Below are 25,592 nucleotides of genomic sequence, written 5' to 3'. Positions count from 1 at the left end.
CTCCGGCAGTGTGCGCACTCCCCCTGCGCCGCCGGTCACACACCGGCTGAGCCGCTGCCTAGGAATTCAACTTCAGGATCGCCTTGCGCGGGTCCTTGCGAAGTGTGTCCATGGCACCTTGCAGCCAGTCCAGGTGGGCCTGGGCGTCCTGCTGCAGGTCCTGCGCCGGATCGGGCAGCAGCGCCACCACGATCTTGAACTTCAGGGTGCTGCCCACCGGCAGTTGCGCCGACGGCCGTAGGCCACCGGCGACGATGCTGGTGGCGGCCGCCAGAGCCTGCCCCTCGCGCACCGGGCCTTCCAGCAGCAGCGCCAGGGTGCTGTCGTCCACGCGGCTGGCGGCATCCACGTCGCGTGCCACCGAACGCAGCAGCGAGCCGGTGATCACCAGCGCGCGGTCGGCCACCTCGCGTCCGTGCTGTTCGACAAACCAGGTGTGGTTGTCCAGTGCGATCAGCAGCAGCGCGCTGCGGTGCTCGTAGCGCTGCGCACGCACCAGGCTTTCGTGCAGGCGCAGCATGAAGTTGTGCCGGTTGCTCAGGCCGGTGAGGGGCTCTGTGAGCGCCAGGGCGCGGGCGCGGGCCTGTGCCTCGTGCTGCTGGGACGAGCGCTGCAGCAGGCCATAGATCAACAGGGGCGCCTCGATGGCGGCGGCGATGGCCATGCCGTACTGCGACAGGAACCCGGAAGACAGCAGCCCGAAGTTGCGCAGCACAGGTAACGCACCGGCCAGCAGGATCGGCAGCATGCCCAGCGCGATCCAGCGCACCCAGCGGTCACCGGTGCGCCAGGCGGGCCAGAGCATGGCGTAGACCAGCAGCATGGTCAGCGCCCCGAGCGTGGTGACGGCCAGCAAGCTGCCGTCGCTGGGCGCGATGGTGTCCCAGACCATCAGGGCCAGGAACAGCGCCGCCAGCGTGAGCGCGCTGCGGTCCAGCCAGCGGCCGATGCGCCGGGGCTGCACCACATGCCGCACGAACAGCATGCCGGCCACGGCCGCCAGCGGCAGCAGCACAAACTCCGCCTGACCGTTCCAGCGCACCGCACCCGGCCACAGGAACTGCCCGCCCACGCCGAGCGACGCCGCCAGCGCCAGGCCAAGCAGGCTGATGTAGATGGCGTAGGCGGCAAAACTGACGTCGCGGAACACCAGGGCGTTGGCCACGGCCGTGGCCGCAAGCAGCAGCGCCAGCCCGAAGTAGGCGCCGAGCAGGAACTGCTGGTGGATGCGCAGTTCGCGCAGGGTGTTGTGGTCGTGGATCTGCAGGGAGCCGGAGAAGGGCACACGCGCGTGTTCGATGCGCACGAAGTAGGTCACGGGGGTGTTGACGCGGGGGTCGAGCGAGAACACCGGGTAACGGTCGGGGAAGGCCCAGTTCCGCACCGCAATGCGGTCGCCCGCGTGCTGCGCTTTCCACTCACCATTGGCCTGCCGGTAGTACAGGCTGATGCGGTCTGTGCCCGAACGCGCCAGCTCCAGTTCCCAGCGCTGGCCGTCGTCGGTGGCCATGGCCTCGAAACGCACCCACATCGCCGCACCATCGCGCAGGCGCAGCCGGTGCTCCTCGCTGCGCGTCACAAAGGGCAGGCGGTACTGGGCGCTTTCCACATCCTGCACGCTGAGCGCACCGCTGTTGTCCACCCACCAGGTGCTGCGCTGTGCGAGCGGTATGGTGGGCTGTGAGCCGTCCAGCAGCACCAGCGGCGGTGCGTGCGTGTCGGCCCGGGCGTGCTGGGGCAGCAGGAGGGCGGTGAGGAGGCTCAGGGAAAAGGCCAGAGCGGCAAAGGCCAGCGGCCCACACAGGGCCCGGCGGCAGGACATCGCTGCCGACAACACAGTTTGAAACATGCACCGATTGTGTCGCCGGTTCGAGGCATTTCCGGGGCGGGCCGGCCAAGAAAAAAGCCCCGGGGTGTGTGACCACCGGGGCTGTTCGATTCGAGTGGCCCGCCGGGCTGGCGGGGCGCTCGGGTCTTCAGGCGTAGGCCGCCAGGGCCTTGCGCATCTTCTTCATGGCCGCCACCTCGATCTGGCGCACGCGCTCGGCGCTCACGCCGTACTCGGCCGCCAGCTCGTGCAGCGTCATGCCGCCAGAGCCGTCGTCGTTCACCTTGAGCCAGCGCTCGCTGACGATGCGGCGCGAGCGTTCGTCGAGCTCGCTCATGGCCCGCGCCACGCCTTCGGTGGCGAGGTGGTCGCGCTGGGCCGATTCGAGCACCGCAGTTGGCTCGTGGTTGGCGTCGGCCAGGTAGGCGATGGGGCCGTAGGCGTCTTCGCCGTCGTCGCCCGGGGTCGGGTCGAGCACCACGTCGCCGCCCGAGAGGCGCGTTTCCATTTCGCGCACTTCTTCCGGCTTCACGTTGAGCTCGCGCGCCATCACGCCAACTTCGTTGTCCGACAGCACCTCGCGGTGGGTGTCACCATCCAGCGCCTCGGCACGGAAGCCCTGCTTGCGCGAACGCAGGTTGAAGAACAGCTTGCGCTGGGCCTTGGTCGTGGCGAGCTTGACCATGCGCCAGTTCTTCAGGATGTATTCGTGGATCTCGGCCTTGATCCAGTGCATGGCGTAGCTCACCAGGCGCACGCCCTGGTCGGGGTCGAAGCGCTTGACGGCTTTCATCAGGCCGACGTTGCCTTCCTGGATCAGGTCGCCGTGCGGCAGGCCATAACCCAGGTACTGGCGCGAAATGGAGACCACCAGGCGCAGGTGGGACATCACCAGCTGGCCGGCGGCGTCGAGGTCGTTGTCGTCGCGCAGGCGGCGCGCGGCCTGCTGCTCCTGCTCCAGCGTGAGCAGGGGCAGGCGGTTGACGGCGGAAATGTAGGCGTCCAGGTTGCCCAGGGGCGGCACCAGCGCCCACGGGTTGGCCACGGCAATCGAGCCTTGGGTGGCGGTGGCAACAGGAGCAAGTGTGTGGGACATATGAACCCTCCTCAGGTGTCTGCGAAGCATGTTAGCACTCTCTAAGAGGGAGTGCTAAAGCGGAAGTTCCATGGCCCGGGCCCTGTGCGGTTTTGCATCTGGCAGGGGGTGGCCGGCCCCGGTTTGTGGCTGGCAACGCCAGAAAAGTAGTTCTTAGGTGTTGATTTCAGAGGCCTTGCGCCACGGCGACCGCCCGCCGCGGGCCGGAGGGCCACAATGTCATTCCATGTCCATCGCCATCAACTCCGACGAAGTGCTCACCCCGCCCGTGCCCTCGGCCACCGTGATGGTGCTGCGCGACGGGCCCGCTGGCTTGCAGGTGCTGCTGGTGCGCCGGCACGGCAACTCCGGCGTGCTGGGTGGCGTGCACGTATTTCCCGGCGGCAAGCTGGATGCGGCCGACCGGCTGGTTGAACCGGCCACGCTGGACCGCCCACTCAGCGCCAGCCTGGCGGCGCTGGGTGAGCCCGGGCTTGCCGCAGACATCGCCCTGGGCCTGCACGTTGCCGCCCTGCGCGAGACTTTCGAGGAGTGTGGCCTTCTGCTCGGCCAGGCGCAGGGCGCCGGGCTGGTGGCCAGGGTGCGCGAGCAGACCGCCGCCGGCACGGCTTTCCCGACCGTTCTGCAGGGCTTGGGCCTGCGCATGCCCACCGCCTGCCTGGTGCCATGGTCGCGCTGGGTCACGCCGCGGGTGCCCTCGGTCAGCAACAAACGCTTCGACACCCGCTTTTTCGTTGCCGTGGCACCGGACGACCAGGTGGTGGAGCACTGCGCGCACGAGGCCACCGAGGCGGTCTGGCAGTCGCCGCGTGTCGCGCTCGAACGTTACTGGGCCGGGGAGATCGACCTTGCGCCGCCCCAGATCATGAGCCTGAGCCAGCTCAGCGCCCTGGCCGACGTGTCGCAGGCGCTGGCTGCCGCGCGCAGCCGGCCGCCAGCGCTGATCGAACCCGAACCCTTCGACGAAGACGGCCGGCGCGTGATCTGTTACCCCGGCGACCCGCGGCACAGCATCGTGGCGCCGGCCTGGCCCGGCCCGACCCGGCTGGTGCACCGCAACCAGCGCTTTGAACCCGAGGGTGGCCTGGCTGCCTTGCTGGGCTGAAGCCGTTTCTGTTGTCCCGCCTCAAGGACCGCACGCCATGACATGCACCACCTTGTGTTCCCTTGCCGTTCTGTCGGCGGCGCTGCTCGCCGCGGGCTGCCAGGAGCGACCGGCGCCCGAGGCACCACCGGTGGCCGCACCGGCACCGGCAGAGCCCGCCACCGTTGCCGCCGCGCCCATCACCGATGGCTGGGTTGGCCAGTGGAACGGGCCGGAAGGCACCTACCTGAAGATCACCGGTGGCCTTGGCCGCTACGAAGTGACGGTGCGCAATCTGGATGGCCCGCGCAGCTTTGCCGGCACCGCCCAGGGCGAAGACCGCATCGCTTTCGAGCGCGACGGTGTGGCGGAAACTGTGCACGCCACTGGCGGCGCCGACACCGGCATGAAGTGGCTGGCCGCGAAGTCGGATTGCCTCACCGTGCGCAGCGGCGAAGGTTATTGCCGGGATTGAGGCGGCCAGCCCTGTGTGCGAGAGCGCGCAGACGTCGGCGTTTCGGGAGCGACACACTTGAGCACCTGAGGTGCGCCTTCATCCACGAACCGGGAGCCCGCCATGCGCTTGTCCTTGTGGCACCTGATGGGTGCTTCGCTTTTGACCGGCTGCGTCGGTTACGCCCCACCCGCCGACCTCACCGGACTCACCGGGGAGCAGATCGTTGCCCGCATGGGCCCGCCGGAAACCCGGCGACAGGTTGACGGCGGCACCCGGCTGGAGTTTCCCCGTGGGCCCTATGGCACCCAGACTTGGTTTGTCTATCTCGATGGAGCCGGGCGCGCCGTCCGGGCGGAACAGGTGCTCGACGAGGCCAACTTTGTCCAGATCCTGCCCGGCATGGACGAGGGCGAGGTGCGCGCCAGGCTGGGCCGGCCAGGTGAGGTGCAAGGGCTGGCGCGTGAGCGGGGCTCGGTCTGGAGTTACCGTTACGACAACCCGTTCTGCCGCTGGTTCCAGGTGGAAATCACCCAGGACCACAAGGTGCGCTCGGCTGGGTACGGCGAGCCGCCTGAGTGCCAGCGCCGGGACCGCATCCCCTTCCTCTTCTGACGACGCCTGCGGCGCTCAGACGGTGCCGAACCGGTAGACCGTCGTCGCCCGGTAGGGCCGCCCGGGCGCCACGTTGTTCTGCGGCAGCGCCGGGCAGTTCGGCGCATTGGGGAAGTGTTGCGGCTCCAGGCACACGGCCGAGCGCGGCCGGTGCTGCACGCCCCACTTGCCCAGGTCGGCCTTGGGCGCAACGCCGAGCTGGCCGGCGGTGTAGACCTGCAGCAGGGGCTCGGTGGTCCACACATCGAGCGTGCGCCCGCTGACCGGGCTGTGCAGGTGGGCGCAGAGCCGCGCCTCCGTACCGGGCGTGGGCGGTGGGGCCAGCGGGTAGCTCCGGTCGATGTCGCTCAGCGCACCCAGTCGCTGCGGCATGCGCAGGTCGTGCGCGTGGCCGTCGAGCGACAGGCATTCGCCGGTGGCGATGTCGTCGGCGCCGGTGGCCAGCACCTCGTGGGCCGATGGCACGTGCAGCACATGGCTGTCGATGCGCTGGCCCTGGCGCACGCCGTCGAGGTTGAAGTAGATGTGGCTGGTGAAGCTGGCAGGGCCGGGTTCGTCGAGCGCGATCGCTTCGTGTTCGATCACCAGGGCGTTGTCTTCGGTCAGGCGGTAGGTCAGGGCCAGATCCAGCGTGCCGGGGAACTGGTCTTCGGCACTCAGGAAACGGTGGCGCAGCTGCAGCGTGTGGGCATTCGTCTGCGTGGCCTCGAAGGCGCGGTGGCGGGCACCCCGCGGGCCACCGTGCGTGCAATGTGCGCCGGCGTTGGGCGTGAGCCGGTGTTCGTGCCCGTTCAAGGTGAAGCGCGCGCCGCCGATGCGCCCGGCGTAACGGCCGACGAAGGCGCCCATGGACGGTGAGCCGGTGATCACATTGGCCAGCCGGTCGTAACCCAGCGCCACGTCGTCGAACGTGCCGTCGCGGTCGGGCACCACGATCTGCAGCACCTTGGCGCCCAGGTTGGTGACGGCCACCACCATGCCGCGCGCATTGCGCAGCATGTACAGGGCGGTGGGGCGGCCCTCCACCTCGCCTTCGAAGCGGGCCGGGTCGAGCAGGTGGGGAAACGTGTGGATGGTCATGGCGCTATTGTTGACGCGTTCGGGCCGGCTCCTGCCTGGGGGCAGCCTTGGCCTTTGCGGGCGATTGCGACTTTTCTCGCACCCGCGTACAAGGCCAGTCGATACACTTCGGCACGGCCAGTTCGAATGGTTGATTCACGCACACATCATGAAAAGCAAGACCTTGTTGATCGCGCCCAGTCTGAATGCAGGCGTGTCGTCTGATGGCAGGATCCGGCTGACCGAAAAGTTTGTCACCGGCATGCAGATGAATGTCGACCAGTGGGATGGCCCCGTGGCCTTGCTCACCGAGAAGGACGAGAGCGGCCATTCCGGCAACCTGGACGACCTCTGGCTGAAGCCGAGCGAGCTGCCATTCGAGGTCACGGTGGCGAGCTACGACAGCGAAGAAGCTCGTCGCGCCATCGCCCGCGCGGCCGTGGTGTACGGTGGTACCGACCACCGCCTCAACCACATGCCGGCCCTGTGCGCATCCCTGGGTGTCCAGTATGTGATGGCGTCCGAGTACACCTTGCGCACGCGCTGGCAGATCATCGATGCCGATGGCCTTAATCCCCTGGTGGCCTGGCGCCGGAAAATCTGGGCCTGGCGCCAGGAGCGCGCCAATGTTGCCGCGATCAAGGCATCTGCGGCGGTGCATTGCAATGGCACACCGGTGTACGACATCTACAAAGAACTCAACCCGCGTGCGCTGCTGTACTTCGACAGCCGTGTGTCTGCAGAGATGCTGCCCGCCGCGCCCAGGGTGGCGCAGCGCACCGAGCCCTGGTCTGTCGACTCGCCGATGCGCCTGGCGTTTTCGGGCCGCCTGAATGCCATGAAGGGCGCCGATCACCTCATCAAAGTGGCGCTGGCCCTGAAAGACCTGCATGTGCCCTTCACGCTGGACATCTATGGTGACGGGCCACTCGTTCCCGAGATGGAGGCCGCCATCCAGCGGCACCAGCTCGGCGGCCTCGTGCGAATGGGTGGTGTGCTGGACTTCGCGTCCGAGCTGATGCCCACGGTACGCGACCAGGTGGACCTGTTCGTGTGCTGCCACCGCCAGGGCGATCCATCGTGCACCTACCTGGAAACCATGGCTTGCGGCGTGCCCATCGTGGGCTACGCCAACGAGGCTTTTGAAGGCCTGATGCAGCGTTGTGCCGCGGGGGTGAGCGTGCCGATGAACGATTCGGCCGCCCTGGCCGCGGTGATCCAGCGGCTCAGCCGCGACCCGAAGCAGGTGGCCGAGATGGCCCGGGTGGCCCTGGACTTTGCCAGGGAGCGCACCTTCGAGCACGAGTACCGGCGGCGCCTCGACCACATGGCCGCGCTGCTGGACAGCACGCCGGCGCCTGCGGCCCACGGCGCTTGACGGCCGCGGCCGCCGGCCGCGCTGACTTCTTTCGACAGGCCCCGCACCCCGTCAACGGCGCGCCATCCAGGCCTCCAACGGCCAGCGCTTTTTTCCGCTGAGCGCGGCCGCTGCCAGCGCCAGCAGCCACAGGCCCAGACTGAACAGCAGCATCTGCACGGTGGTGGCTTTCAGGGCCCAGCCCAGGCCCGAGAACAGCAACAGGCAGGGCAGGCTGTGGCCCACGTAGAGCGTCAGTGTGCGTTGCCCGAGCGGTTCGACCCAGCGGCACCAGGCGGCGCGGCCACCCGAGGACAGCAGCGCCAGCGCGGCGATGTAGGCGGCCGCCAGTGGCGTGTCCACCAGGTAGCCGACGGCTTCCAGGCGCGCGTACAGCACACCCGACGGGTCGCTCATGGCGCAGCCCCAGCCGTACGCCAGCGACACCAGGAGCAGGGGCACACCCGCGCGCAGCAGGCCGCGTTGCAGCATCGGCCGCCAGCGGCGGTGGCTCAGCAGCCGCAGCCGCGCCGCTGCCACACCGGCGAGCATGCACAGGTAGAGCAGCGGTGCCGCCAATACGATGGCGATGAACTGGCTCAGGATGTAGGCGCCGCCATTCAGTTTCAGGAACTGCCAGCCGGTCTGCACCGACGACAGCGAGGCGGCGTCCACGCTCGGTGGCCGGTCGGCCAGATGCAGGGCCACCGCCACCAGCGCCAGCTTTGCCAGCACCGCCCAGCCCAGCGCAAACCACAGCTGGCGGCGCAAGCTGCGCCATGGCGCGTGCAGGCGGCGCAGCAGCCGCTGCCCGACCAGCGCGTACAGGGTCAAGATGTCGCCGAAGTAGAGCAGGGCGCCGTGCAGCACGCCGAGGCCGAGCAGGCGCTGGCGCAGCGTGCCGCGCCGCAACGCCTCGGGGCGGGCGCGCCCGTGCGCCGCCAGCCAGAGCGCCATGCCGAACACGAACGCCAGGATCGGGTAGCCCTTGCCGTACAGCAGCGCGGCCACCAGGCCCTGGACCAGGGCGGCGGCGTCGCCGTCGGCGGGTGAACGCTGGCCCAGCGTGGGGCCCCATGGCGCGGCGGCGTAGCCCAGGGCGTTCACCACCAGCACCGACAGCAGGGCGAGTGCGCGCAAGCTGTCCGGCAAAGGGTCGCGTGGCCGGTTCGGGATCATGGGGGTGTGGTGGAGAATGCGTTTGTCGTCGCCTGGATTGTTCCACGCGAGCGGATGGGGCCGAGGCGGCGCGGTGATCCCGGGAACCCCGGCGCACGCGAACGCACCAACAGGGACTTTGCAAGCCAACATGCCACGCCACATGACCTCTGCACACCGTCCGATCATTCCCTTGTGCCTGTTGCTGGCCGCACCGCTGTTCGCTGCCACGGCACAGGCCGCCGGCCCGACCACCGAGGTGGTCGCCAAAGGCCTGCACAACCCCTGGGCAGTGGCCTTCATCGGCGACGGCCGCATGCTGGTGACCGAGCGGCCGGGCCGCATGCGCGTGATCGGTGCCGACGGCCGCGTGGGCGATCCGCTGGCCGGGGTGCCACCGGTGGACGCGGTCGGGCAGGGCGGCTTGCTCGACCTGGTGACCGACCGCGACTTCGCGCGCAACCGCACCGTGCACTTCTGTTACGCCGAGCCGGGCAGCGGCGGCATGCGCAACTCCACCGCGCTGGCCTCGGCGCGGCTGTCGGCCGATGCGCGCTCGCTGGAGAACGTGAAGGTCATCTTCAGTCAGCAGCCCAAGATCAGCAGTCGGCTGCACTTTGGTTGCCGCATTGCGCAGGCCGAGGACGGCAGCCTGTTCCTGGCGCTGGGCGACCGCTTCCAGCGCATGAACGACGCCCAGACCCTGGACAACCACCACGGCAAGGTGGTGCGCGTGCGCACCGACGGCAGTGCCCACCCCGACAACCCCTTCGTGCGGCGCAGCGGCGCCCTGTCCGAGATCTGGAGCTACGGCCACCGCAATGTGCAGGGCGCCACCATCGGCCCGGGTGGCCGGCTCTGGACCATCGAACACGGCCCGCAGGGCGGTGACGAGCTCAACCGCACCGACGCCGGCAAGAACTACGGCTGGCCCGTCATCACCTACGGCGAGAACTATGGCGGCGGTGCGATCGGCGCGGGGATCACCAGCCAGGAGGGCATGGAGCAGCCGCTGGTGTACTGGAAGCCCTCCATCGCGCCCTCGGGCATGGCCTTCGTGAAAGGCACCCAATACGGCGCCGACTGGCAGGGCAATCTGCTGGTGGGGTCGCTCAAGTTCCGTTACCTGGTGCGACTGGTGTTCGACGGCGACCGCGTGGTGCGCGAAGAGAAGCTGTTGCCCGATCTGGCGCAGCGCGTGCGCGACGTGCGCGAAGGTCCGGACGGTTTCATCTACCTGCTGACCGACGACCGCGAAGGCCAGCTGCTGCGGCTCAAGCCCGAAAGCTGACACCATGAACCCCACGTCCCCGCCGGTTGCCGCACAGCGTTCCTCATCAGACACATGGCAACACCGCGCGGGGCTGGCGCGCCGCTACACGGCGGTGCGCGAACGCAGCCGCGCGCTGGCCGAACCGCTCTCGCCCGAGGACTGCCAGGCCCAGTCCATGCCCGATGCGAGCCCGGTGAAATGGCACCTCGCGCACGTCACCTGGTTCTTCGAGACCTTCGTGCTCGAACGCTTCGAGCCCGGCTTCAAACCCTTCGACCCCGCCTTCCGCGTGCTGTTCAACAGTTACTACCAGGGCGTGGGCGAGCGTTTCTCGCGCCCGCAGCGCGGCCTGCTCACACGACCCGATCTCGCCACCGTCTGGCAATGGCGCGAACAGGTGGACGCGCGCATGGCCCGGCTGATCGAACACACCGGACATGCCGACGCCCTGCGCCTGATCGAGCTCGGCCTGCACCACGAGCAGCAGCACCAGGAGCTGCTGCTCACCGATGTGAAGCACCTGCTGTCCATCAACCCCCTGCGCCCGGCGTACTCCCGCCACTGGCCCCTGGTGCCGGTGACGGCGGACGCACCCCGCTGGATCGAGCAACCCGGTGGACTGGTGGAGGTGGGGCACACGGGCGATGGCTTCGCCTTCGACAACGAAATGCCGCGCCATCGGCAGTGGCTCGAACCCCATGCGCTGATGAACCGCCTCGTCACCCACGGCGACTGGTGGGACTTCGTGCAGGACGGCGGCTACACCGAGCCGCGCTGGTGGCTCGCCGCCGGCTGGGACTGGGTCTGTGCCCAGAACCTGCGCGCGCCGCTGTACTGGACGCTGCCCGCCGACGCCAACGCCCTGCCCAGCGTGTTCACGCTGCACGGTGAGGTGGCGCTGGACCCGCACACCCCGGTGGTGCACATCAGCCACTTCGAGGCCGACGCGTTTGCGCGCTGGGCCTCGGCCACGCACCGCGAATGGGCCGGCGCACGCCTGCCCACCGAAGTCGAATGGGAGGCCGCTGCCGCCCCGCTGCCGGTGCAGGGCAACCTGCAGGAAAACGAAGCGCTGCACCCCTTGCCCGCACGCGCTGCGGGCGACGGCCTGCTGCAGATGTATGGCGACGTGTGGGAATGGACCAGCAGCAGCTACGCCGCCTACCCGGGTTACCAGCCCGCCGAGGGCGCAGTGGGTGAGTACAACGGCAAGTTCATGATCAACCAGTACGTGCTGCGCGGTGGCTCGTGTGCCACGCCCGCGCCGCACCTGCGTGCGAGCTACCGCAATTTCTTTCCGACCGACGCACGCTGGCAGTTCAGTGGCCTGCGGCTGGCAAGAGCCAGTTGACGCCCCGCACGGCGCTTGAGGAGACCCCATGCGATACATCGACCAGGCGCCATCTTTCGTCCAGTTGCACCGGCCGCGTGCCGACGCCGTGCAGCCCGAACTGATCGCGGGCCTGCTCGCGACACCGGCGCGCATCGCGCCGAAGTTCTTTTACGACGCACTTGGCTCGCGCCTGTTCGATGCCATCACCGAACTGCCCGAGTACTACCCCACGCGCACCGAGGCCGCCGTGTTCGCGCAGCACGGCGCGGAGATGGCGCGCCATCTGCCCGAAGGCGCGGTGCTGGTCGACCTGGGCGCCGGCAGCTGCGCCAAGGCCGCGCGCCTGTTCCCGTTGCTGCAACCGTCGGCCTACGTGCCGGTGGACATCTCGGTGGACTACCTGCGCGACACGTTGGCCGCCTTGCAGCAGCGCCACCCCGAACTGCCCATGCTCGGCCTGGGCATGGACTTCTCCACCCGGTTCGCGCTCGGCCCCGACAGCGCCACCTGGCTGCAGGAGCGCGCGCTGGCGCAACGGCCACGCGTGGTGTTCTACCCCGGCTCCAGCATCGGCAACTTCCAGCCCGACGAAGCGCTCGCGCTGCTGTGCCAGACGCACGCGGTGTGCGAATCGGGAGGCACGGGCGGTGGCTTGCTGATCGGTGTGGACCGCGTCAAGGCGCGCACCGTGCTCGAACCGGCCTACGACGACGCGCTGGGCGTCACCGCCGCGTTCAACCGCAACCTGCTGCGGCACGTGAACCATCTGCTGCAGGCCGACTTCGCACCCGCCGCGTGGCAGCACGTGGCGCTGTTCAATGCCGATGCCTCGCGCATCGAGATGCACCTGCAGGCCACGGGCGCACAAACCGTGCGCTGGCCGGAGGGTGAGCGCAGGTTCGCCGATGGCGAGCGCCTGCACACCGAGAACTCGTACAAGTGGCAGCCCGAAGACTTTGCGGCGCTGCTGCGCGAGGCCGGGTTTGGTGAACCCCGGCACTGGACCGATGCCAACGGCTGGTTCAGCGTGTTCTGGGCACCGGTGTAAGTCTCACGACGACGACCACCGCGCGCTCGCGGCATGCCGGCGGGTGCGGCGGCACAATGGCCTCCACACAGACCATCAACCACCACCCGCCACACCATGAACCGACAACACATCAGCTCCGGCTCACCCTACGAAAAACAGATTGGTTATTCACGCGCCGTCGTTGCAGGTGACTGGGTGTTCGTCTCCGGCACCACCGGTTTTGACTACAGCGCCATGACAATCTCGGACGACGTGGTGCAGCAGACCGAGCAGTGTCTGCTCAACATCCAGGCCGCGCTGCAACAGGCCGGCGCCAGCCTCGACGACGTGGTGCGCGTCAACTACGTGTTGCCCGATGCGTCGTTGTTCGAAGCCTGCTGGCCGGTGCTGCGAAAGTACCTGGGCCGGGCGAGCCCGGCGGCCATGATGATCAGTGCCGGCCTGCTCGATCCGCGCATGAAGATCGAGATCGAAGTCACCGCGCTCAAACCGCGCTGAGGAATCCGCATGTCGAACACACCCGTCCTCGCCTTCGACGTCTTCGGCACCGTGGTCGACTGGCACGGCAGCATCGTGCGCGAGGTGCAGGCGCTCTACCCGCAAGTTGATGCCGATGCGTTTGCCACTGCGTGGCGCGCCGGTTACCAGCCCGCCATGCAGCGCGTGCGTTCGGGTGAACTCGGCTGGACGCTGATCGACGACCTGCACCGCCTGGTGCTGGACGATTTGCTGCCGCGTTTCGGCCTGGCGCAGCTGAGCGAGGCCGAGCGCGAACACCTCAACCGCGTCTGGCACCGGCTCGACCCCTGGCCCGACACGGTGGCCGGGCTCACGCGACTGAAGACGCGGCACACCCTCTGCACGCTGTCCAACGGCAACATCGGCCTGCTGACGAACATGGCCAAGCGCGCCGGCCTGCCCTGGGACTGCGTGCTGTCGGCCGAGGTGTTCCGCGCCTACAAGCCCGATCCACGCACCTACCTCGGCGTGGCCGAGGTGTTTCGGTTGCCGCCCGCGCAGGTGATGCTGGTGGCGGCGCACCAGGACGACCTGGCCGCGGCGCGGGCCTGCGGCCTGGCCACGGCCTACGTGGAGCGTCCGCTGGAGTTTGGCGTCACGCGGCCCAAGGACGTGTCAGTCGATCCGGCCAACAGCTGGCACGCGCGCGATTTTCTGCACCTGGCCGATCAGCTCGGCTGCTGAGGCCGCTCGTATCCGTTTTGTGCTGCGCCGGCGCACGACCCGTTACGTGCGAAGTGCCTTTTTCCAAAGGCATTGGGGGTCCGGCTCCGCCGGCCCGAGGTGCCGTCCCCGCCCGAAGCGCCGCAGGCGCGCCACAGAGGGGGAAGCCGCGCAGCAGCGCAGGGGGCAACTTACTCGACGCGCACGCTGGTGGTGGCGGCGTCGGTGAGCGGTTTGCCCGGTGCAATGTTGTCCAGCAGCTCCAGTTTGAGGCTGTAGCTGCCGGCCGGTGGCGACAGCCACACTTCGGTCTGGCCTTCCACAAAGTCCATCGGCACCGGCGCGCCGGCAGCGGGCGACACGGTGAGGCGGAAGTGGCCTGTTTCGGGGATGCGCTGCGCCTGGTGGGCCACGTTCAACGCCGAGGCGTGGAACTGCACACGAAACGGCCGCTTCAACACAGGGCCGTCCAGCACCATGCTCACGCCCTTGACCGACAAGGTCTTGGGGTCGGTGGCGTTCTTCTGCGTCACCGTGATGGTGGCCGGTTTGCTGTAGACGAAGTGCGGCAGGTGCTTCTGGTCGGCCAGCAGCATGCGCAAGGTGTAGGTGCCGGGCTCGAGCGTGAGCACCGTCTCCATCTGGCCCTTGCCGAAATGGATGTACTGGTCGTTGAAGGGCAGCGCTTCCTTGAAGTTCAAGGGCAGGTCGCGGTTGACGAGCAGGTGGTGGTGGCCGCTCTTGGCGCGCCCGGGTTGCGCGATCGGTGCCAGGCCCCAGCCACCGGATAGGCCGAACTTGAGCAGGTAAGGGGTTTCGATGCGGTCACCGTCCTTGAGGTTGGTGAAGTAGGCCTCGGCCGTCAGGCGTGGCGCTGCCGCTTGCCAGGGGTGCGCGGTGGTGGGGGAAGGGGTCTGTGCCCAGGCAGACGAGAGTGCGGCCGAGCCGGCCAGGACAGCGGCAAAACGGAGGAGGGCGTGCATGTCGGGTCTGGCGCGGTGCCTGTCTGTGGAACGGATGGCCGTCTGGCGGGTTATCGGTCCCGTAGCCCGGAGAAGTCGCTCAGGGAAGCCTTCATGGAGTCTATCCAATCCGGCCGTTCTCGCGGCCTGTCGCGCGCGGCCACGAACAACAAGGCGTTGACCAGGACCAAAAACACCATCCATGCCAAGAGGGCGACGGCCAGCACCAGCGCGAGCGACACGGTGCCGTTCCAGACCCGGGCCACACCGAGGAAGGCGCAATAGAACCACAGGCTGTTGGACAGCGACACGCTGAGCGAAACCGTGAGCCATTCCCGGCGCGTCCAGCACGAGACCGTGCGCGAACGCCCGAGGATGGGGAACACCTGCCGGTGCAGGAAGAAGGCGTTGAGGGTCAGCAGCGCCACCAGCACCAGCTTGCCCTGCAGCTTGGGGTTGCTCAGGTGGCCGGCGAAGCCCTGCACGCCAAGCGCGATCAGGCAGGCGCCACTGAGGTAGAGCAGCAACAGCGCCCCCGTGATCACACGGGTTTCGAGCCGTTCGGGCGGCGGGATCACCACGCTGTACCCCATGGCGCGGGCGAACAGCCGCAGGTCGGTGATCACGATGGTGCCGATGGCGATGCAGGCGGCAATCAGGTGGGCGAAAACAAGCAGGGTGATGGCCATGGAAAGCGTTCTGCGTTGGAAAAATGGGCAGTCGGAGATGTAGTAATAAAGTTATCCTAATGCCGGTTTGTGAAAGCGCTGTGTTGTCGTTTCGAGTCACGGCCCGTCATCGGCCCTTCACCGGCCGGCCAGCCACCTCGCCGCATGCTTGCAATGGTCGTGCCACCCAGGTGCTGCGGCGCACCCATGGGCCGACCGGTCGTGCGCCAGCGCGCAGCGAAGTGACAGGCGTTGCGGGGAAGGATGGGGATTGACCGGTGCGCAGCCGATGGTCAGGCCCGGCGCGATCAGCCGCGGCGCGGCAAAGCCGGTGCACAGGGGGATGGGGCTGCCGGGCGCGAGCAGGTCGCGTCAGCGCAGCAGTCGCCGGGCCCGGAACCCGCGTGGCGCAGGCGGTCCGGGCCGGGGCGGCACGTCAATGCGCGCTGAGTATGCCGGCGCCGAGCAGGCCGAACACCAGCAGGCCGAGCGCGATGCGGTAGTACACGAAGGCCATGTAGCCGCGTGTGGACACCAGCTTGAGGAACACCACGATCACACCATAACCCACGCCGAAGGCGATCAGGGTGGCCAGGGCGGTCGGGCCAGGGGCGATGGGGCTGCCGTGCTGCCAGCTGCGCAGCAGCTGGTAGAAGCCTGAACCCATCACCGCCGGAATGGCGAGCAGGAAGGAATAACGGGCAGCGGCTTCGCGCGTGTAGCCCATCAGCAGGCCGGCGGTGATGGTGCCGCCGGAGCGCGAGACGCCGGGGATCAGCGCCATCGCCTGCGCCAGGCCGAACAGCAGGCCATGGCCCCAGGTGAGCTTGTCCAGCGTGCGCTCGCGGCGGCCCAGGCGGTCAGCCACGCCGAGGATGATGCCGAACACGATCAGCATGGTGGCAGTGATGTACAGGTTGCGCAGGTGCCCTTCAATCGCGTCCTTGAACAGCAGGCCGAGCACCACGATGGGCACCGAGCCGATGATGATCAGCCAGCCCATGCGCGCGTCCGGGTCCTGGCGTTTGTGTGCCTGCGTGAGCGAGGCCCACCAGGCCAGGAAGATGCGCACGATGTCGTGCCGGAAGTACAACAGCACCGCGGCTTCGGTGCCGATCTGGGTGATGGCGGTAAAGGCCGCGCCCGGGTCGCCGCCGGAGGGCAGCAGCGGGCCGATGATGCGCAGGTGCGCGCTGGAGGAGATCGGGAGGAATTCGGTCAGCCCCTGGATCAGACCAAGGAAAGCGGCTTCCAGCCAGGCGGTGGTTGGGCTCATGGCGTGGGTGTTGGGTTGGGTGTGGTGGGCGGGTGCGCGAAGTATAGGGAGGCGCCACCCGCCCGCTTCAGGCCAGCAGGGCCTGGGCGAACTCGCGTGCGTCGAAGGTTTCGAGGTCTTCGAGCTTTTCGCCGACTCCGATGAAGTACACCGGCACCGGCTTCTCGCGCGCGATGGCGCACAACACGCCACCCTTGGCCGTGCCGTCCAGCTTGGTGATGACCAGGCCGGTGAGCTGCAGCGCTTCGTCGAAGGCGCGCACCTGGTGCAGCGCGTTCTGCCCGGTGTTGCCGTCGATCACCAGCAGCACCTCGTGCGGCGCGCTGGCATCGGCCTTCTGCACCACGCGCTTGATCTTGCGCAGCTCTTCCATCAGGTGCAGCTGCGTCGGCAGGCGTCCGGCGGTGTCGACCAGCACCACGTCGCGCCCACGCGCCTTGCCGGCGGTGACGGCGTCGAAGCTCACGGCGGCCGGGTCACCACCTTGCTGCGTGATGATCTCCACCGTGTTGCGGTCGGCCCAGACGGCGAGCTGCTCGCGCGCGGCGGCGCGGAAGGTGTCGGCCGCCGCCAGCAGCACCGAGGCACCGCTGTCGGCCAGGTGTCGCGTGAGCTTGCCGATGGAGGTGGTCTTGCCGGCACCGTTGACGCCCGCGACCATGATCACCGTGGGCTTGTGTTCACCGATCACCAGCCGCTTCTGCAGCGGTGCCAGCAGGTCGGCAATGGCATCGGCCAGCAGGCCCTTGACGGCCGCCGGGTCGGTGGTCTTCTGCTCCTTCACGCGGCGCTTGAGGTCGTCCAGCAGATGGCTGGTGGCCTTGACGCCGGTGTCGGCCATCAGCAGGGCCGATTCGAGCTCCTCGTACAGCGCATCGTCGATCTGCGTGCCGGTGAACACCGTGGCAATGCCCGAACCGGTCTTGCGCAGGCCGGCCTTGAGTTTGTCCAGCCAGCCCTGGCGCGGTGCGGCCGGTGCGGGGACTGGAGTCGGAACCGGAGCTGGTGCCGGAACCGGAACCGGCGCGATGGCGGGCACTGCGGGGGCCGGTGGAGTTGCAGCAGCCGGAGCGGGCGCGGCCGGTTCACGCGGGGCCGGCGAGGCCTCGGGCGTGGCCGGCACAGAAGGAGGAGGGGTTTTTTTGCGAAAGAACGAGAACATTTTTCCATCTCTAGAATCCATTGCATTCTATGAAACGCCCATCGCCACCCACCGACACACGCTGTCGGGTGCTTTTGATGGCTCTGGCGATGCTGGCTGGCAGCGCGCTGGCGCAACCATCACCACCCGCCACGCCCAGCCCTTCCACCCCGAGTACCACCTCCGCTTCGAGCCCGTCCGCATCGGCCCAGCAGTTCACGCTGGCCAACGGCATGACGCTGATCGTGCGGCCCGACCGGCGTGCGCCCACCGTGGTGCAGATGCTGTGGGTGCGGGTCGGTTCGATGGACGAGGTCGACGGCACCAGCGGCGTGGCCCACGCGCTGGAACACATGATGTTCAAGGGCACGCCCGACATCAAACCCGGCGAGTTCTCGCGCCGCGTGGCCGCGCTGGGCGGCGTGGACAACGCCTTCACCACACGCGACGCCACCGCCTACCACCTGCAGTTGCCGGTGCGCCAGCTGGAAGAGGGCATGCGGCTCGAGGCCGACCGTTTCGCCCGCAACCAGTGGGACGACGACGAGTTCAAGCGCGAGATCGAGGTGATCAAGGAAGAACGGCGCCAGCGCACCGAAGAGTCGCCACGCTCGCGCATGTACGAAGCCCTGACCGCCATGGTTTACCAGGCCAGCCCCTACCGGCGCCCGGTGATCGGCTGGATGAGCGACCTCGATGCCATGACGCCGGACGATGCCCGCGCGTTCTACCGCCGCTGGTACGTGCCGGCCAATGCCGCACTGGTGATCGCTGGCGACGTGGACGTGCAGCAGGTGCGCGCCCTGGCCGAGAAACACTTCGGCGCCATCACCGCCAACGGTGCCGTGCCGGCGCGCAAGCCGCGGCTGGAGCCGCAGCAGGTCGGCCCGCGCCGGCTCGAATACCGCGCCGTGGCCGACCAGGCCCTGGTCGCGCTGGCCTACAAGGTGCCGCAGTGGCGCGGTGCCGAGGTCGATGACGACGCCGACCGCGATGCGCTGGCGCTCACCGTGCTCTCGGCGGTGCTCGACGGCTACGACGGCGCCCGCCTGGACCGCGCGCTGGTGCAAGGCGTGGGCACGGGCGGCAAGCGCCTGGCCGACAGCGCCGGCTCGTCCTACGGCCTGATGGGCCGTGGCCCGCAGCTCTTCATGCTGACGGCGGTGCCGGCCAAAGGCGTGAGCACCGACGCCGCTGCCGCGGCATTGCAGGCCGAGGTGGCGCGCATCGCACGCGACGGCATCCAGGACGCGGAGCTGCAGCGCGTGAAGACGCAGTGGATGGCCGGCGAGATCTACAAGCTCGACTCGGTGGCCAACCAGGCGCGTGAACTCGGCAGCAACTGGATCAATGGTCAGGGGCTGGATGGCAACGAGCGCCTCATGACCCGGCTGCGCGCCGTCACGGCGGCCCAGGTGCAGTCCGTGGCGCAGCGTTATTTCTCCGACGAACAACTCACCACCGGCGTGCTGGTGCCCGACCCTTCGCGCCGTGAGGCCGTGCCCGTGGCCCCGGCCGGTCCACGCCCTGCGCTCACGCACGACTGAACCGCGCCCGCACACACCATGAAGCTTCTTCCCTTGCTGCAACGCCCCGTGCTCGCCCTGTGCCTGCTGGCCACGGCGGGCCTCGCCCAGGCCACCATTCCGATCGAACAATGGCAACACGCCAGCGGCGCGCGCGTGAGCCTGATCAACAGCCCGTCGCTGCCGATGCTGGACGTGCAGATCGACTTCGATGGCGGCCGCCGCCGCGATCCCGCGACCCAGGTTGGCCTGGCCAATGCCACCGCCAGCCTGCTCTCGGGTGGCGTGGCGGCCCAGCCCGGCCTGCCCGCGCTGGACGAAAACCAGCTCGGTGAAGCCTGGGCCGACCTCGGCGCGCAGTTCGGTGCCGACGCCACGCTGGACCGTTTCAACGTCTCGCTGCGCACCCTCACGGAGCCCGATCTGCTGGAACGCGCCGTGGCCCTGGCCGCGCGCCAGCTGGCCGCGCCGGCCTGGCCCGAACGCGTCTGGCAACGTGACCGCGAACGCCTGGTGGCCGCCTTGCAGGAGGCCGAGAACCGCCCCGGCACCCAGGCCAGCCGCGCTTTCAGCACCGCCGTTTTCGGCAAGCATCCCTACGGTTTTCGCAGCGACGCCAAGACCCTGCGCACCATCAGCGTGGCCGACATGCGCAAGTTCTACCGCCGCCATGTGATGAGCTGCGGGGCGCAGGTGTCCATGGTGGGTGCGGTGGACCGCTCCACCGCCGACCGCATCGTGGGCCGCCTGATGGCCGCCCTGCAGCCACACGGTTGCCAGGCCCTGCCCGAGATGCCGCCGGTGCTGCCGCTCACGCAAGCGGTGGATCAACGCCTGCCGTTTGCCGCGGCACAGGCCCAGGTGCTGATCGGCCAGCCCGGCGTGCCGCGCAACGACCCCGACTTCTTTGCCCTGTTCGTGGGCAACTACGTGCTGGGCGGTGGCGGTTTTGTCTCGCGCCTGATGAGCGAGGTGCGCGAGCAACGTGGCCTGACCTACGGCGTGTCGAGTTACTTCGTCAACGGCCGCCAGGCCGGCGCGTTCCAGATCGCGCTGACCACGCGGCCCGATCAGGCCACGCAGGCGGTGGAGGTGGTGCGCGAGGTGGTGCGCAAGTTCGTCGCCGAGGGGCCGACCGAGGCTGAGCTGCAGGCCGCCAAGGACTACCTGGTCAACGGCGAAGCCCTGCGCCTGGACAGCAACCGCAAGCTGCTGGACAACGTGGCCAACATCGCCTGGAACGACCTGCCGCTGAACTACCTCGATACCTGGACGTCCGAAGTGCAGCGCCTGAGCACGGCCGACATCCAGCGCGCCTTTGCGCGTGTGCTGCAGCCGGACCGCATGGTCACGGTGGTGGTCGGCGGCAAGTAGGGCTCACCCCCGCAGCGCCTGCGGCGCCTCCCCCTTGCGGGGGGCAACACCTGCGGCCTGGCGGAGCCAGATCCGCGGTGTTTCTTGATCGAGCACGCCCGGGTGTTCGTCGACTCGCGTAAGCTCGCGCCCATGAAAAAACCTGTCTCCAACGCGGCCCGCACCGCCGCCACTGCGCCGCACGAGGTGCGCATCATCGGCGGCCAGTGGAAACGCAGCAAGCTGCCCGTGACCGACCGGCCGGGCCTGCGGCCCACGCCCTCGCGCGTGCGCGAAACCCTGTTCAACTGGCTGGGCCAGGACCTGAGCGGCTGGCGCTGCATCGACGCCTTTGCCGGCACCGGCGCACTCGGCCTGGAGGCGGCCTCGCGCGGCGCGGTGGAGGTGGTGCTGGTCGAGCAGGACAGCGCGCTACTGGCCAACCTCAGCCGCATCAGCACGCAGCTCAAGGCCAGCGGCGTGCGCGTGGAGCGTGGTGACGGCATCGCCGCCTTGCGCCAGCGCGCCGGCCAGGGTTGGGACGTGGTGTTTCTCGACCCGCCGTTTGCCGACGGCCAGAACGACGCCGTGTACACCGGCGCGCTCGCCGCGGCCCGCCAGGCGCTGCGCGACGACGGCCTGATCTACCTGGAAGCGCCCCGCCCCTGGGGCGCGGACGAACTCGCCCAGCTCGGCCTGCAACTGCACCGCCAGGGCAAGGCTGGTGCGGTGGCCTTTCACCTGTTGCGGCCATTGGCCGCCGGCTGAGGCGGGCATCAGACCCGCACGCGCATAATCCGGGGCATGAGTTCAGCCCTTGCTTCAACCGGTGGCCAGGGTCGCGTCGCGGTCTACAGCGGCACCTTCGACCCCATCACCCTCGGCCATGAGGACGTCACGCGGCGCGCCGCGCTGCTGTTCGACGAGGTGATCATCGCGGTCGCCATTGCCCACCACAAAAAGACCCGCTTCACGCTGCAACAGCGCCTGGACATGGCAGCCGAAGTGGCGGCCAGCCTGCCCGGCCGGGTGCGCGTGCTGCCGTTTGAAGGCCTGATCATGGACTTCTGCCGCCAGCAGGGCGCGAACGCCGTGGTGCGCGGCATCCGCAACATGACCGACTTCGACTACGAGGCGCAGATGGCGGCCATGAACCGCAAGCTGAACCCCGACGTGGAAACCGTGTTTCTGCTGCCGCAGGCCGAGCTGCAGTGCATCTCCAGCACGCTGGTGCGCGAAATCTCGCAACTGGGCGGCGACGTGTCGCAGATGGTGAGCGCCGCGGTCGCAGCGCGCCTCGCACCCCAAACACTGCAGGCCTGACCATGGCCTTGTTCATCACCGACGAATGCATCAACTGCGATGTGTGCGAGCCCGAATGCCCCAACCAGGCGATCTACATGGGCGAGGTGATCTACGAGATCGATCCGGCGCGTTGCACCGAATGTGTGGGCCACTTTGACGAACCGCAGTGCATGCAGGTCTGCCCGGTGAGCTGCATTCCGGTCGACCCCAACCACGTCGAGTCGCGCGAGACCCTGTGGCAGAAGTACCAGCGGTTGCAGAACGCCGGTCAGTCGCTGGCCGAGGGCGGCGGCGAGCCGGGCGCAGCACCACCCGCTTCTGCGGCCTGAGCCGCAGGCGTTGTTGCCACCGGGCGTGGTGGCTTGGGACGCGGCGGTTTGCTGGTGTGGATCAGGGCGGTGGCTTTGTCCATCTCGCCGGCGATCAGTTGGGGCAGGGCCTTGAGCGACCGGTCCAGCGCCTGCGCAATGGCGATGCGGTCGTCCGGTGACGGCTTCTTCAGCACCCAGTTCGCCACTTCGTTCTTGTTGCCCGGGTGGCCGATGCCGACCCGCAGCCGCCAGTAGTCGGCACTGCCCAGCTGGCCATGGATGTCGCGCAGGCCGTTGTGGCCGGCGTGTCCGCCACCCTTCTTGAGCTTGGCCTCGCCGGGCGGAAGGTCCAGCTCGTCGTGCACCACCAGCACCTCTTCAGGCGTGATCTTGAAGAAGCGCGCGAGCGAGGCGACCGATTTTCCCGAGAGGTTCATGAAGGTCTGCGGCTCGACCAGCCAGACGCTCTGGCCGGCCACGCTGGCGCGCGCCACCAGGCCGTAGTGGCCACGTTCCATCTGCAGGGACACCTTGAGCAGGCGGGCGGCTTCGTCGACCCACCAGAAACCGGCGTTGTGGCGTGTCTGTTCGTATTCCGGCCCCGGGTTGCCCAGGCCGGCGATGAGCTTGATCATGTGCGGCATTATCGATCAGGCCTTTTGAGCGGCCCGGAAAACACAAAGGCCCGCCGAAGCGGGCCTTTGCAGGTGCGGGGGAAGCGTCCGGCAGGACTTACTTCTTCTTGCCCTTGGCACCCTTCTTGTCGTCGGCGGCAGCGACCACGGGAGCGGCCACCACTTCTTCGACCGGCTCCACCACGGTGGCGATGGTCAGGTTCTTGCGGCCGTGCATCACCAGCTTGATGCCCTTGGGCAGCTTGATGTCACCGGTGTGCACCGTGGCACCCTTGACCACTTCGCCCATGTCGACGGTGATGTTCTCGGGCAGCTGGGTGGCCAGGCACTCGATTTCGATTTCGGTCATCACGTGGTTGATCACGCACTTGTCGGTCTTGACCGCAGGCGAGTTCTCTTCGTTGATGAAGTGCAGCGGCACCTTCTTGTGCAGGCGCGTCTTGTCGTTCACGCGCTGGAAGTCCACGTGCAGCACGAGCGGCTTGTAGGGGTGGTACTGCACATCGCGCAGCAGAACCTTCTGCACCGAACCGGCCAGATCCATCTCCAGGATGGACGAGTGGAACGCTTCCTTCTTCAGGGCGTGCCACAGGGCGTTGTGATCGAGTTCGATCGTGGCGACATCGGTGTCACCACCGAAAACGATACCGGGCGTGCGGCCGGTGTTGCGGAGACGGCGGCTCGCACCCGTACCCTGCTTGGCGCGCTCAAAAGCGACGAATTGCATGACTAACTCCTGTGGAGGGGTTCCGCGACCAGAACGCCTCTGTTTCAAAAGAGCCGCCCCCACCATGGAGGCCGCCCACTTTTTGCTGCTGTCAGGCCCTCAGAAGAGGTTGTCCTGATCGGCAAACAAACTCATGACCGACTCACCCGAGGCGATGCGCGCGATGGTTTCGGCCATCAGCGGTGCCACGGAGAGCTGGCGAATTTTGGAGCAGGCCTGTGCGGCCTGCGACAGGGGAATGGTATTGGTCACCACCACCTCGTCGAGGGCATTGCCCTTGGCAATGCGTTCGATGGCGGGGCCCGAGAAGATCGGGTGCGTGCAATACGCGTAAACGTTCTTGGCACCGCGCTCCTTGAGCACCTCGGCGGCTTTGACCAGCGTGCCGGCGGTGTCGATCATGTCGTCCATGATCACGCAGTTGCGGCCTTCGATGTCACCGATGACATGCATCACTTCCGACACGTTGGCCTTCGGACGGCGCTTGTCGATGATGGCCATGTCGCAGTTGAGCTGCTTGGCCAGCGCACGGGCGCGCACCACGCCACCGACGTCGGGCGAGACGATCAGCACGTCGGGGTAGTTCTTCTGGCGCAGATCGCCCAGCAGCACGGGCGACGCATAGATGTTGTCGACCGGAATGTCGAAGAAGCCCTGGATCTGGTCGGCGTGCAGGTCCATGGTCAGCACGCGGCTCACGCCCACTGTCTGCAGCAGGTTGGCCACGACCTTGGCCGATATCGGCACGCGGGCCGAACGCGGGCGGCGGTCCTGGCGGGCATAGCCGAAGTAGGGGATCACGGCGGAGATGCGTGCGGCCGAAGCCCGCTTGAGCGCGTCGACCATGATGATGAGTTCCATCAGGTTCTCATTGGTCGGGGCACAGGTCGACTGGATCACGAAGACATCACGGGCACGCACGTTTTGCGTGATTTCCACAGTGACTTCACCGTCGGAGAAGCGGCCCACATTGGCCGCGCCGAGCTGGGTTCCCAGGTGGTGCGCGATCTCGGCAGCCAGCACCGGATTGGCATTGCCGGTGAAGATCATGAAATCCGGGGGTTGAACTTGCATGGTGTTCCCAGCGATTTGAGCGACGGGCCGAGCGGATCGCCGTCAAAAAAGGCCATCCGGTGGGATGGCCGTTCCGATACGTTTGTGTTGAACGGTGGCAGGGGAGGAAGGACTCGAACCCTCGCATGCTGGAATCAAAATCCAGTGCCTTTACCAACTTGGCGACTCCCCTACGCAGGTCGGCTGTTCAACGTGATGTCGTACAACCAACCCAAAATTGTCGCAGGTTGCGCAACCACTGACCGGGCTGTGCGCTGCAGATTCTAATCGCAACACCAGTCAAGCAATGGATGTGCATCCATGTTGCTGCAGTCTCTGACCGTCCAGTCGCCGGGGGCGTCCGTCAGGTTCACAGTCTGCGGCAGATGTGCAAACACCGCGGTTCCCGATCCGGTCATGCGCCCTTGCAAACCGTGGCCAGCGAGCCACTGAATGCAATGCCCCACATCGGGACACAGCGCCTGCGCCACGGGTTGAAGGTCGTTGTGTCCGAACGCCAGAATTTTCTGGAGATCGATCAGCGCACCGTCACACGAGTCGTTTGCAGCAAAGCCTCGGATTGTAGCAGTTTCTGAATCGCGCTTGAGCGTCGGCGCGCCAAAAATTCGTTGGGTTGATGCGCCACCGGGTGGCTTGACCACCAGGAAACGGGCCGGCGGCAGCGCCACCGGCGTCAGGCGTTCGCCCACGCCTTCCACCCAGGCGTTGCGCCCACCAATGAAAAATGGCACGTCGGCGCCCAGCTGCAGGCCGATGTTGGCCAGTTTCGCACGGCTCAGGCCCAGTCCCCAGAGGCGGTTGAGCGCCAGCAGGGTGCTGGCCGCATCCGAGGAGCCGCCACCCATGCCGGCTTCGGCCGGCAGGCGTTTTTCCAGTCCGATGCGCACGCCCAGTGGGCAGCCGGTGGCCTGTTGCAGGGCGCGCGCGGCGCGCACGCACAGGTCTTCGACAGGCAGCTGGGCGGACGGCGTGAGGTCTTCGCGTTGAATCACCCCGTCCGGGCGTAACTCGAAATGCAGTTGGTCGCACCAGTCGACCAGCATGAAGACCGACTGCAGCAGGTGGTAGCCGTCATCGCGGCGGCCGGTGATGTGCAGGAACAGGTTGAGCTTGGCCGGCGCGGGCACGTCCAGCAGCTGGCGCAG

Annotated in this window: 26 protein-coding genes and 1 tRNA gene; 14 read left to right on the top strand and 13 right to left on the bottom strand. The window is 67.9% G+C overall.

Annotation, left to right across the window (positions count from 1 at the left end):
- Positions 1–58 precede the first annotated feature (58 nt).
- Both HPA01S_RS06600 and rpoH read right to left on the bottom strand, forming a co-directional pair.
- Positions 59–1,849 (bottom strand): 7TM diverse intracellular signaling domain-containing protein, encoded by a 1,791-nt coding sequence (locus tag HPA01S_RS06600; RefSeq protein ID WP_084360504.1) that lies wholly within the window; start codon positions 1,847–1,849, stop codon positions 59–61.
- Between the two features lie 127 nt (positions 1,850–1,976).
- Positions 1,977–2,924: an RNA polymerase sigma factor RpoH gene (gene rpoH, locus HPA01S_RS06595; RefSeq protein WP_066268057.1), complete on the bottom strand. Its 948-nt coding sequence runs from the start codon at positions 2,922–2,924 to the stop codon at positions 1,977–1,979.
- 226 nt (positions 2,925–3,150) lie between these two features.
- Between rpoH and HPA01S_RS06590 the strand changes: the two genes are divergently transcribed.
- From HPA01S_RS06590 to HPA01S_RS06580, 3 genes are all read left to right on the top strand, one after another.
- Positions 3,151–4,029: an NUDIX hydrolase gene (locus HPA01S_RS06590; RefSeq protein ID WP_157084917.1), complete on the top strand. Its 879-nt coding sequence runs from the start codon at positions 3,151–3,153 to the stop codon at positions 4,027–4,029.
- A gap of 37 nt (positions 4,030–4,066) precedes the next feature.
- Positions 4,067–4,483 carry a hypothetical protein gene (locus HPA01S_RS06585; RefSeq protein WP_066268054.1) on the top strand — a complete coding sequence of 139 codons (417 nt, stop codon included), beginning with the start codon at positions 4,067–4,069 and terminating at the stop codon, positions 4,481–4,483.
- A 102-nt stretch (positions 4,484–4,585) separates the two neighbouring features.
- Complete coding sequence (locus tag HPA01S_RS06580; protein WP_066268052.1) at positions 4,586–5,077, top strand: hypothetical protein; 492 nt, start codon at positions 4,586–4,588, stop codon at positions 5,075–5,077.
- 15 nt (positions 5,078–5,092) lie between these two features.
- Here HPA01S_RS06580 and HPA01S_RS06575 read toward each other — a convergent pair whose 3' ends face one another.
- A complete protein-coding gene (locus HPA01S_RS06575; RefSeq protein WP_066268050.1) occupies positions 5,093–6,157 on the bottom strand; it encodes an aldose epimerase family protein in 1,065 nt (354 codons plus the stop codon).
- Between the two features lie 148 nt (positions 6,158–6,305).
- Here HPA01S_RS06575 and HPA01S_RS06570 point away from each other — a divergent pair, with 148 nt between their 5' ends.
- Positions 6,306–7,514, top strand: a complete 1,209-nt coding sequence (locus HPA01S_RS06570; protein WP_169801508.1) for a glycosyltransferase family 4 protein — start codon at positions 6,306–6,308, stop codon at positions 7,512–7,514.
- A 51-nt stretch (positions 7,515–7,565) separates the two neighbouring features.
- Here the strand turns inward: HPA01S_RS06570 and HPA01S_RS06565 are convergent, their stop codons facing one another.
- A complete protein-coding gene (locus tag HPA01S_RS06565) occupies positions 7,566–8,672 on the bottom strand; it encodes a DUF418 domain-containing protein (RefSeq protein ID WP_066268047.1) in 1,107 nt (368 codons plus the stop codon).
- Positions 8,673–8,814: 142 nt separating this feature from the next.
- Here HPA01S_RS06565 and HPA01S_RS06560 point away from each other — a divergent pair, with 142 nt between their 5' ends.
- The 5 genes from HPA01S_RS06560 to HPA01S_RS06540 all read left to right on the top strand — a co-directional run bounded on the left by HPA01S_RS06560 (position 8,815) and on the right by HPA01S_RS06540 (position 13,490).
- Positions 8,815–9,942: a PQQ-dependent sugar dehydrogenase gene (locus tag HPA01S_RS06560; RefSeq protein ID WP_245638586.1), complete on the top strand. Its 1,128-nt coding sequence runs from the start codon at positions 8,815–8,817 to the stop codon at positions 9,940–9,942.
- A 4-nt stretch (positions 9,943–9,946) separates the two neighbouring features.
- The gene (gene egtB / locus HPA01S_RS06555; RefSeq protein ID WP_084360501.1) at positions 9,947–11,275 is read left to right on the top strand and encodes an ergothioneine biosynthesis protein EgtB; all 1,329 of its coding nucleotides are present in this window, start codon (positions 9,947–9,949) and stop codon (positions 11,273–11,275) included.
- A gap of 28 nt (positions 11,276–11,303) precedes the next feature.
- Entirely contained in the window at positions 11,304–12,305 is a 1,002-nt protein-coding gene (gene egtD / locus HPA01S_RS06550) for an L-histidine N(alpha)-methyltransferase (RefSeq protein ID WP_066268044.1), read from the top strand.
- A 96-nt stretch (positions 12,306–12,401) separates the two neighbouring features.
- The gene (locus HPA01S_RS06545) at positions 12,402–12,785 is read left to right on the top strand and encodes a RidA family protein (RefSeq protein WP_066268042.1); all 384 of its coding nucleotides are present in this window, start codon (positions 12,402–12,404) and stop codon (positions 12,783–12,785) included.
- Positions 12,786–12,794: 9 nt separating this feature from the next.
- Positions 12,795–13,490, top strand: coding sequence for a haloacid dehalogenase type II (locus tag HPA01S_RS06540; protein WP_066268040.1), 696 nt, complete (start codon positions 12,795–12,797; stop codon positions 13,488–13,490).
- 170 nt (positions 13,491–13,660) lie between these two features.
- Here HPA01S_RS06540 and HPA01S_RS06535 read toward each other — a convergent pair whose 3' ends face one another.
- The 4 genes from HPA01S_RS06535 to ftsY all read right to left on the bottom strand — a co-directional run bounded on the left by HPA01S_RS06535 (position 13,661) and on the right by ftsY (position 17,537).
- The gene (locus HPA01S_RS06535) at positions 13,661–14,452 is read right to left on the bottom strand and encodes a DUF4399 domain-containing protein (protein ID WP_066268038.1); all 792 of its coding nucleotides are present in this window, start codon (positions 14,450–14,452) and stop codon (positions 13,661–13,663) included.
- A gap of 50 nt (positions 14,453–14,502) precedes the next feature.
- Positions 14,503–15,120, bottom strand: coding sequence for a hypothetical protein (locus HPA01S_RS06530; protein WP_066268037.1), 618 nt, complete (start codon positions 15,118–15,120; stop codon positions 14,503–14,505).
- A gap of 415 nt (positions 15,121–15,535) precedes the next feature.
- A complete protein-coding gene (locus HPA01S_RS06525) occupies positions 15,536–16,375 on the bottom strand; it encodes an undecaprenyl-diphosphate phosphatase (protein WP_066268036.1) in 840 nt (279 codons plus the stop codon).
- A 67-nt stretch (positions 16,376–16,442) separates the two neighbouring features.
- Positions 16,443–17,537 carry a signal recognition particle-docking protein FtsY gene (ftsY, locus tag HPA01S_RS06520; RefSeq protein ID WP_066268035.1) on the bottom strand — a complete coding sequence of 365 codons (1,095 nt, stop codon included), beginning with the start codon at positions 17,535–17,537 and terminating at the stop codon, positions 16,443–16,445.
- Positions 17,538–17,614: 77 nt separating this feature from the next.
- On the opposite strand from ftsY, the gene HPA01S_RS06515 reads away from it, so the two are divergent.
- From HPA01S_RS06515 to HPA01S_RS06495, 5 genes are all read left to right on the top strand, one after another.
- Complete coding sequence (locus HPA01S_RS06515; protein ID WP_084360514.1) at positions 17,615–19,063, top strand: M16 family metallopeptidase; 1,449 nt, start codon at positions 17,615–17,617, stop codon at positions 19,061–19,063.
- Between the two features lie 18 nt (positions 19,064–19,081).
- On the top strand, positions 19,082–20,416 hold the full coding sequence (locus tag HPA01S_RS06510; RefSeq protein WP_066268033.1) for a M16 family metallopeptidase: 1,335 nt from the start codon (positions 19,082–19,084) through the stop codon (positions 20,414–20,416).
- A gap of 132 nt (positions 20,417–20,548) precedes the next feature.
- Positions 20,549–21,163, top strand: a complete 615-nt coding sequence (gene rsmD / locus HPA01S_RS06505) for a 16S rRNA (guanine(966)-N(2))-methyltransferase RsmD (protein WP_066268230.1) — start codon at positions 20,549–20,551, stop codon at positions 21,161–21,163.
- Positions 21,164–21,199: 36 nt separating this feature from the next.
- Positions 21,200–21,718 carry a pantetheine-phosphate adenylyltransferase gene (gene coaD / locus HPA01S_RS06500; RefSeq protein WP_066268032.1) on the top strand — a complete coding sequence of 173 codons (519 nt, stop codon included), beginning with the start codon at positions 21,200–21,202 and terminating at the stop codon, positions 21,716–21,718.
- 2 nt (positions 21,719–21,720) lie between these two features.
- Positions 21,721–22,029, top strand: a complete 309-nt coding sequence (locus HPA01S_RS06495; protein ID WP_066268030.1) for a YfhL family 4Fe-4S dicluster ferredoxin — start codon at positions 21,721–21,723, stop codon at positions 22,027–22,029.
- On the opposite strand, the gene pth is transcribed toward HPA01S_RS06495, so the two are convergent.
- The 5 genes from pth to ispE all read right to left on the bottom strand — a co-directional run bounded on the left by pth (position 21,969) and on the right by ispE (position 25,592).
- Entirely contained in the window at positions 21,969–22,646 is a 678-nt protein-coding gene (pth, locus tag HPA01S_RS06490) for an aminoacyl-tRNA hydrolase (protein ID WP_066268228.1), read from the bottom strand. The genes HPA01S_RS06495 and pth overlap by 61 nt on opposite strands.
- 97 nt (positions 22,647–22,743) lie before the next feature.
- Complete coding sequence (locus tag HPA01S_RS06485; RefSeq protein ID WP_066268028.1) at positions 22,744–23,373, bottom strand: 50S ribosomal protein L25/general stress protein Ctc; 630 nt, start codon at positions 23,371–23,373, stop codon at positions 22,744–22,746.
- Positions 23,374–23,472: 99 nt separating this feature from the next.
- Positions 23,473–24,447, bottom strand: a complete 975-nt coding sequence (locus tag HPA01S_RS06480; protein WP_066268025.1) for a ribose-phosphate pyrophosphokinase — start codon at positions 24,445–24,447, stop codon at positions 23,473–23,475.
- 95 nt (positions 24,448–24,542) lie between these two features.
- Positions 24,543–24,619: transfer RNA gene (locus HPA01S_RS06475), tRNA-Gln, on the bottom strand.
- Positions 24,620–24,710: 91 nt separating this feature from the next.
- Positions 24,711–25,592, bottom strand: coding sequence for a 4-(cytidine 5'-diphospho)-2-C-methyl-D-erythritol kinase (gene ispE / locus HPA01S_RS06470; protein ID WP_066268226.1), 882 nt, complete (start codon positions 25,590–25,592; stop codon positions 24,711–24,713).

This window comes from Hydrogenophaga palleronii NBRC 102513 (assembly GCF_001571225.1).
Taxonomy (GTDB): Bacteria; Pseudomonadota; Gammaproteobacteria; order Burkholderiales; family Burkholderiaceae_C; genus Hydrogenophaga; species Hydrogenophaga palleronii.
This window is presented reverse-complemented; position numbering and strand designations above follow the sequence as displayed.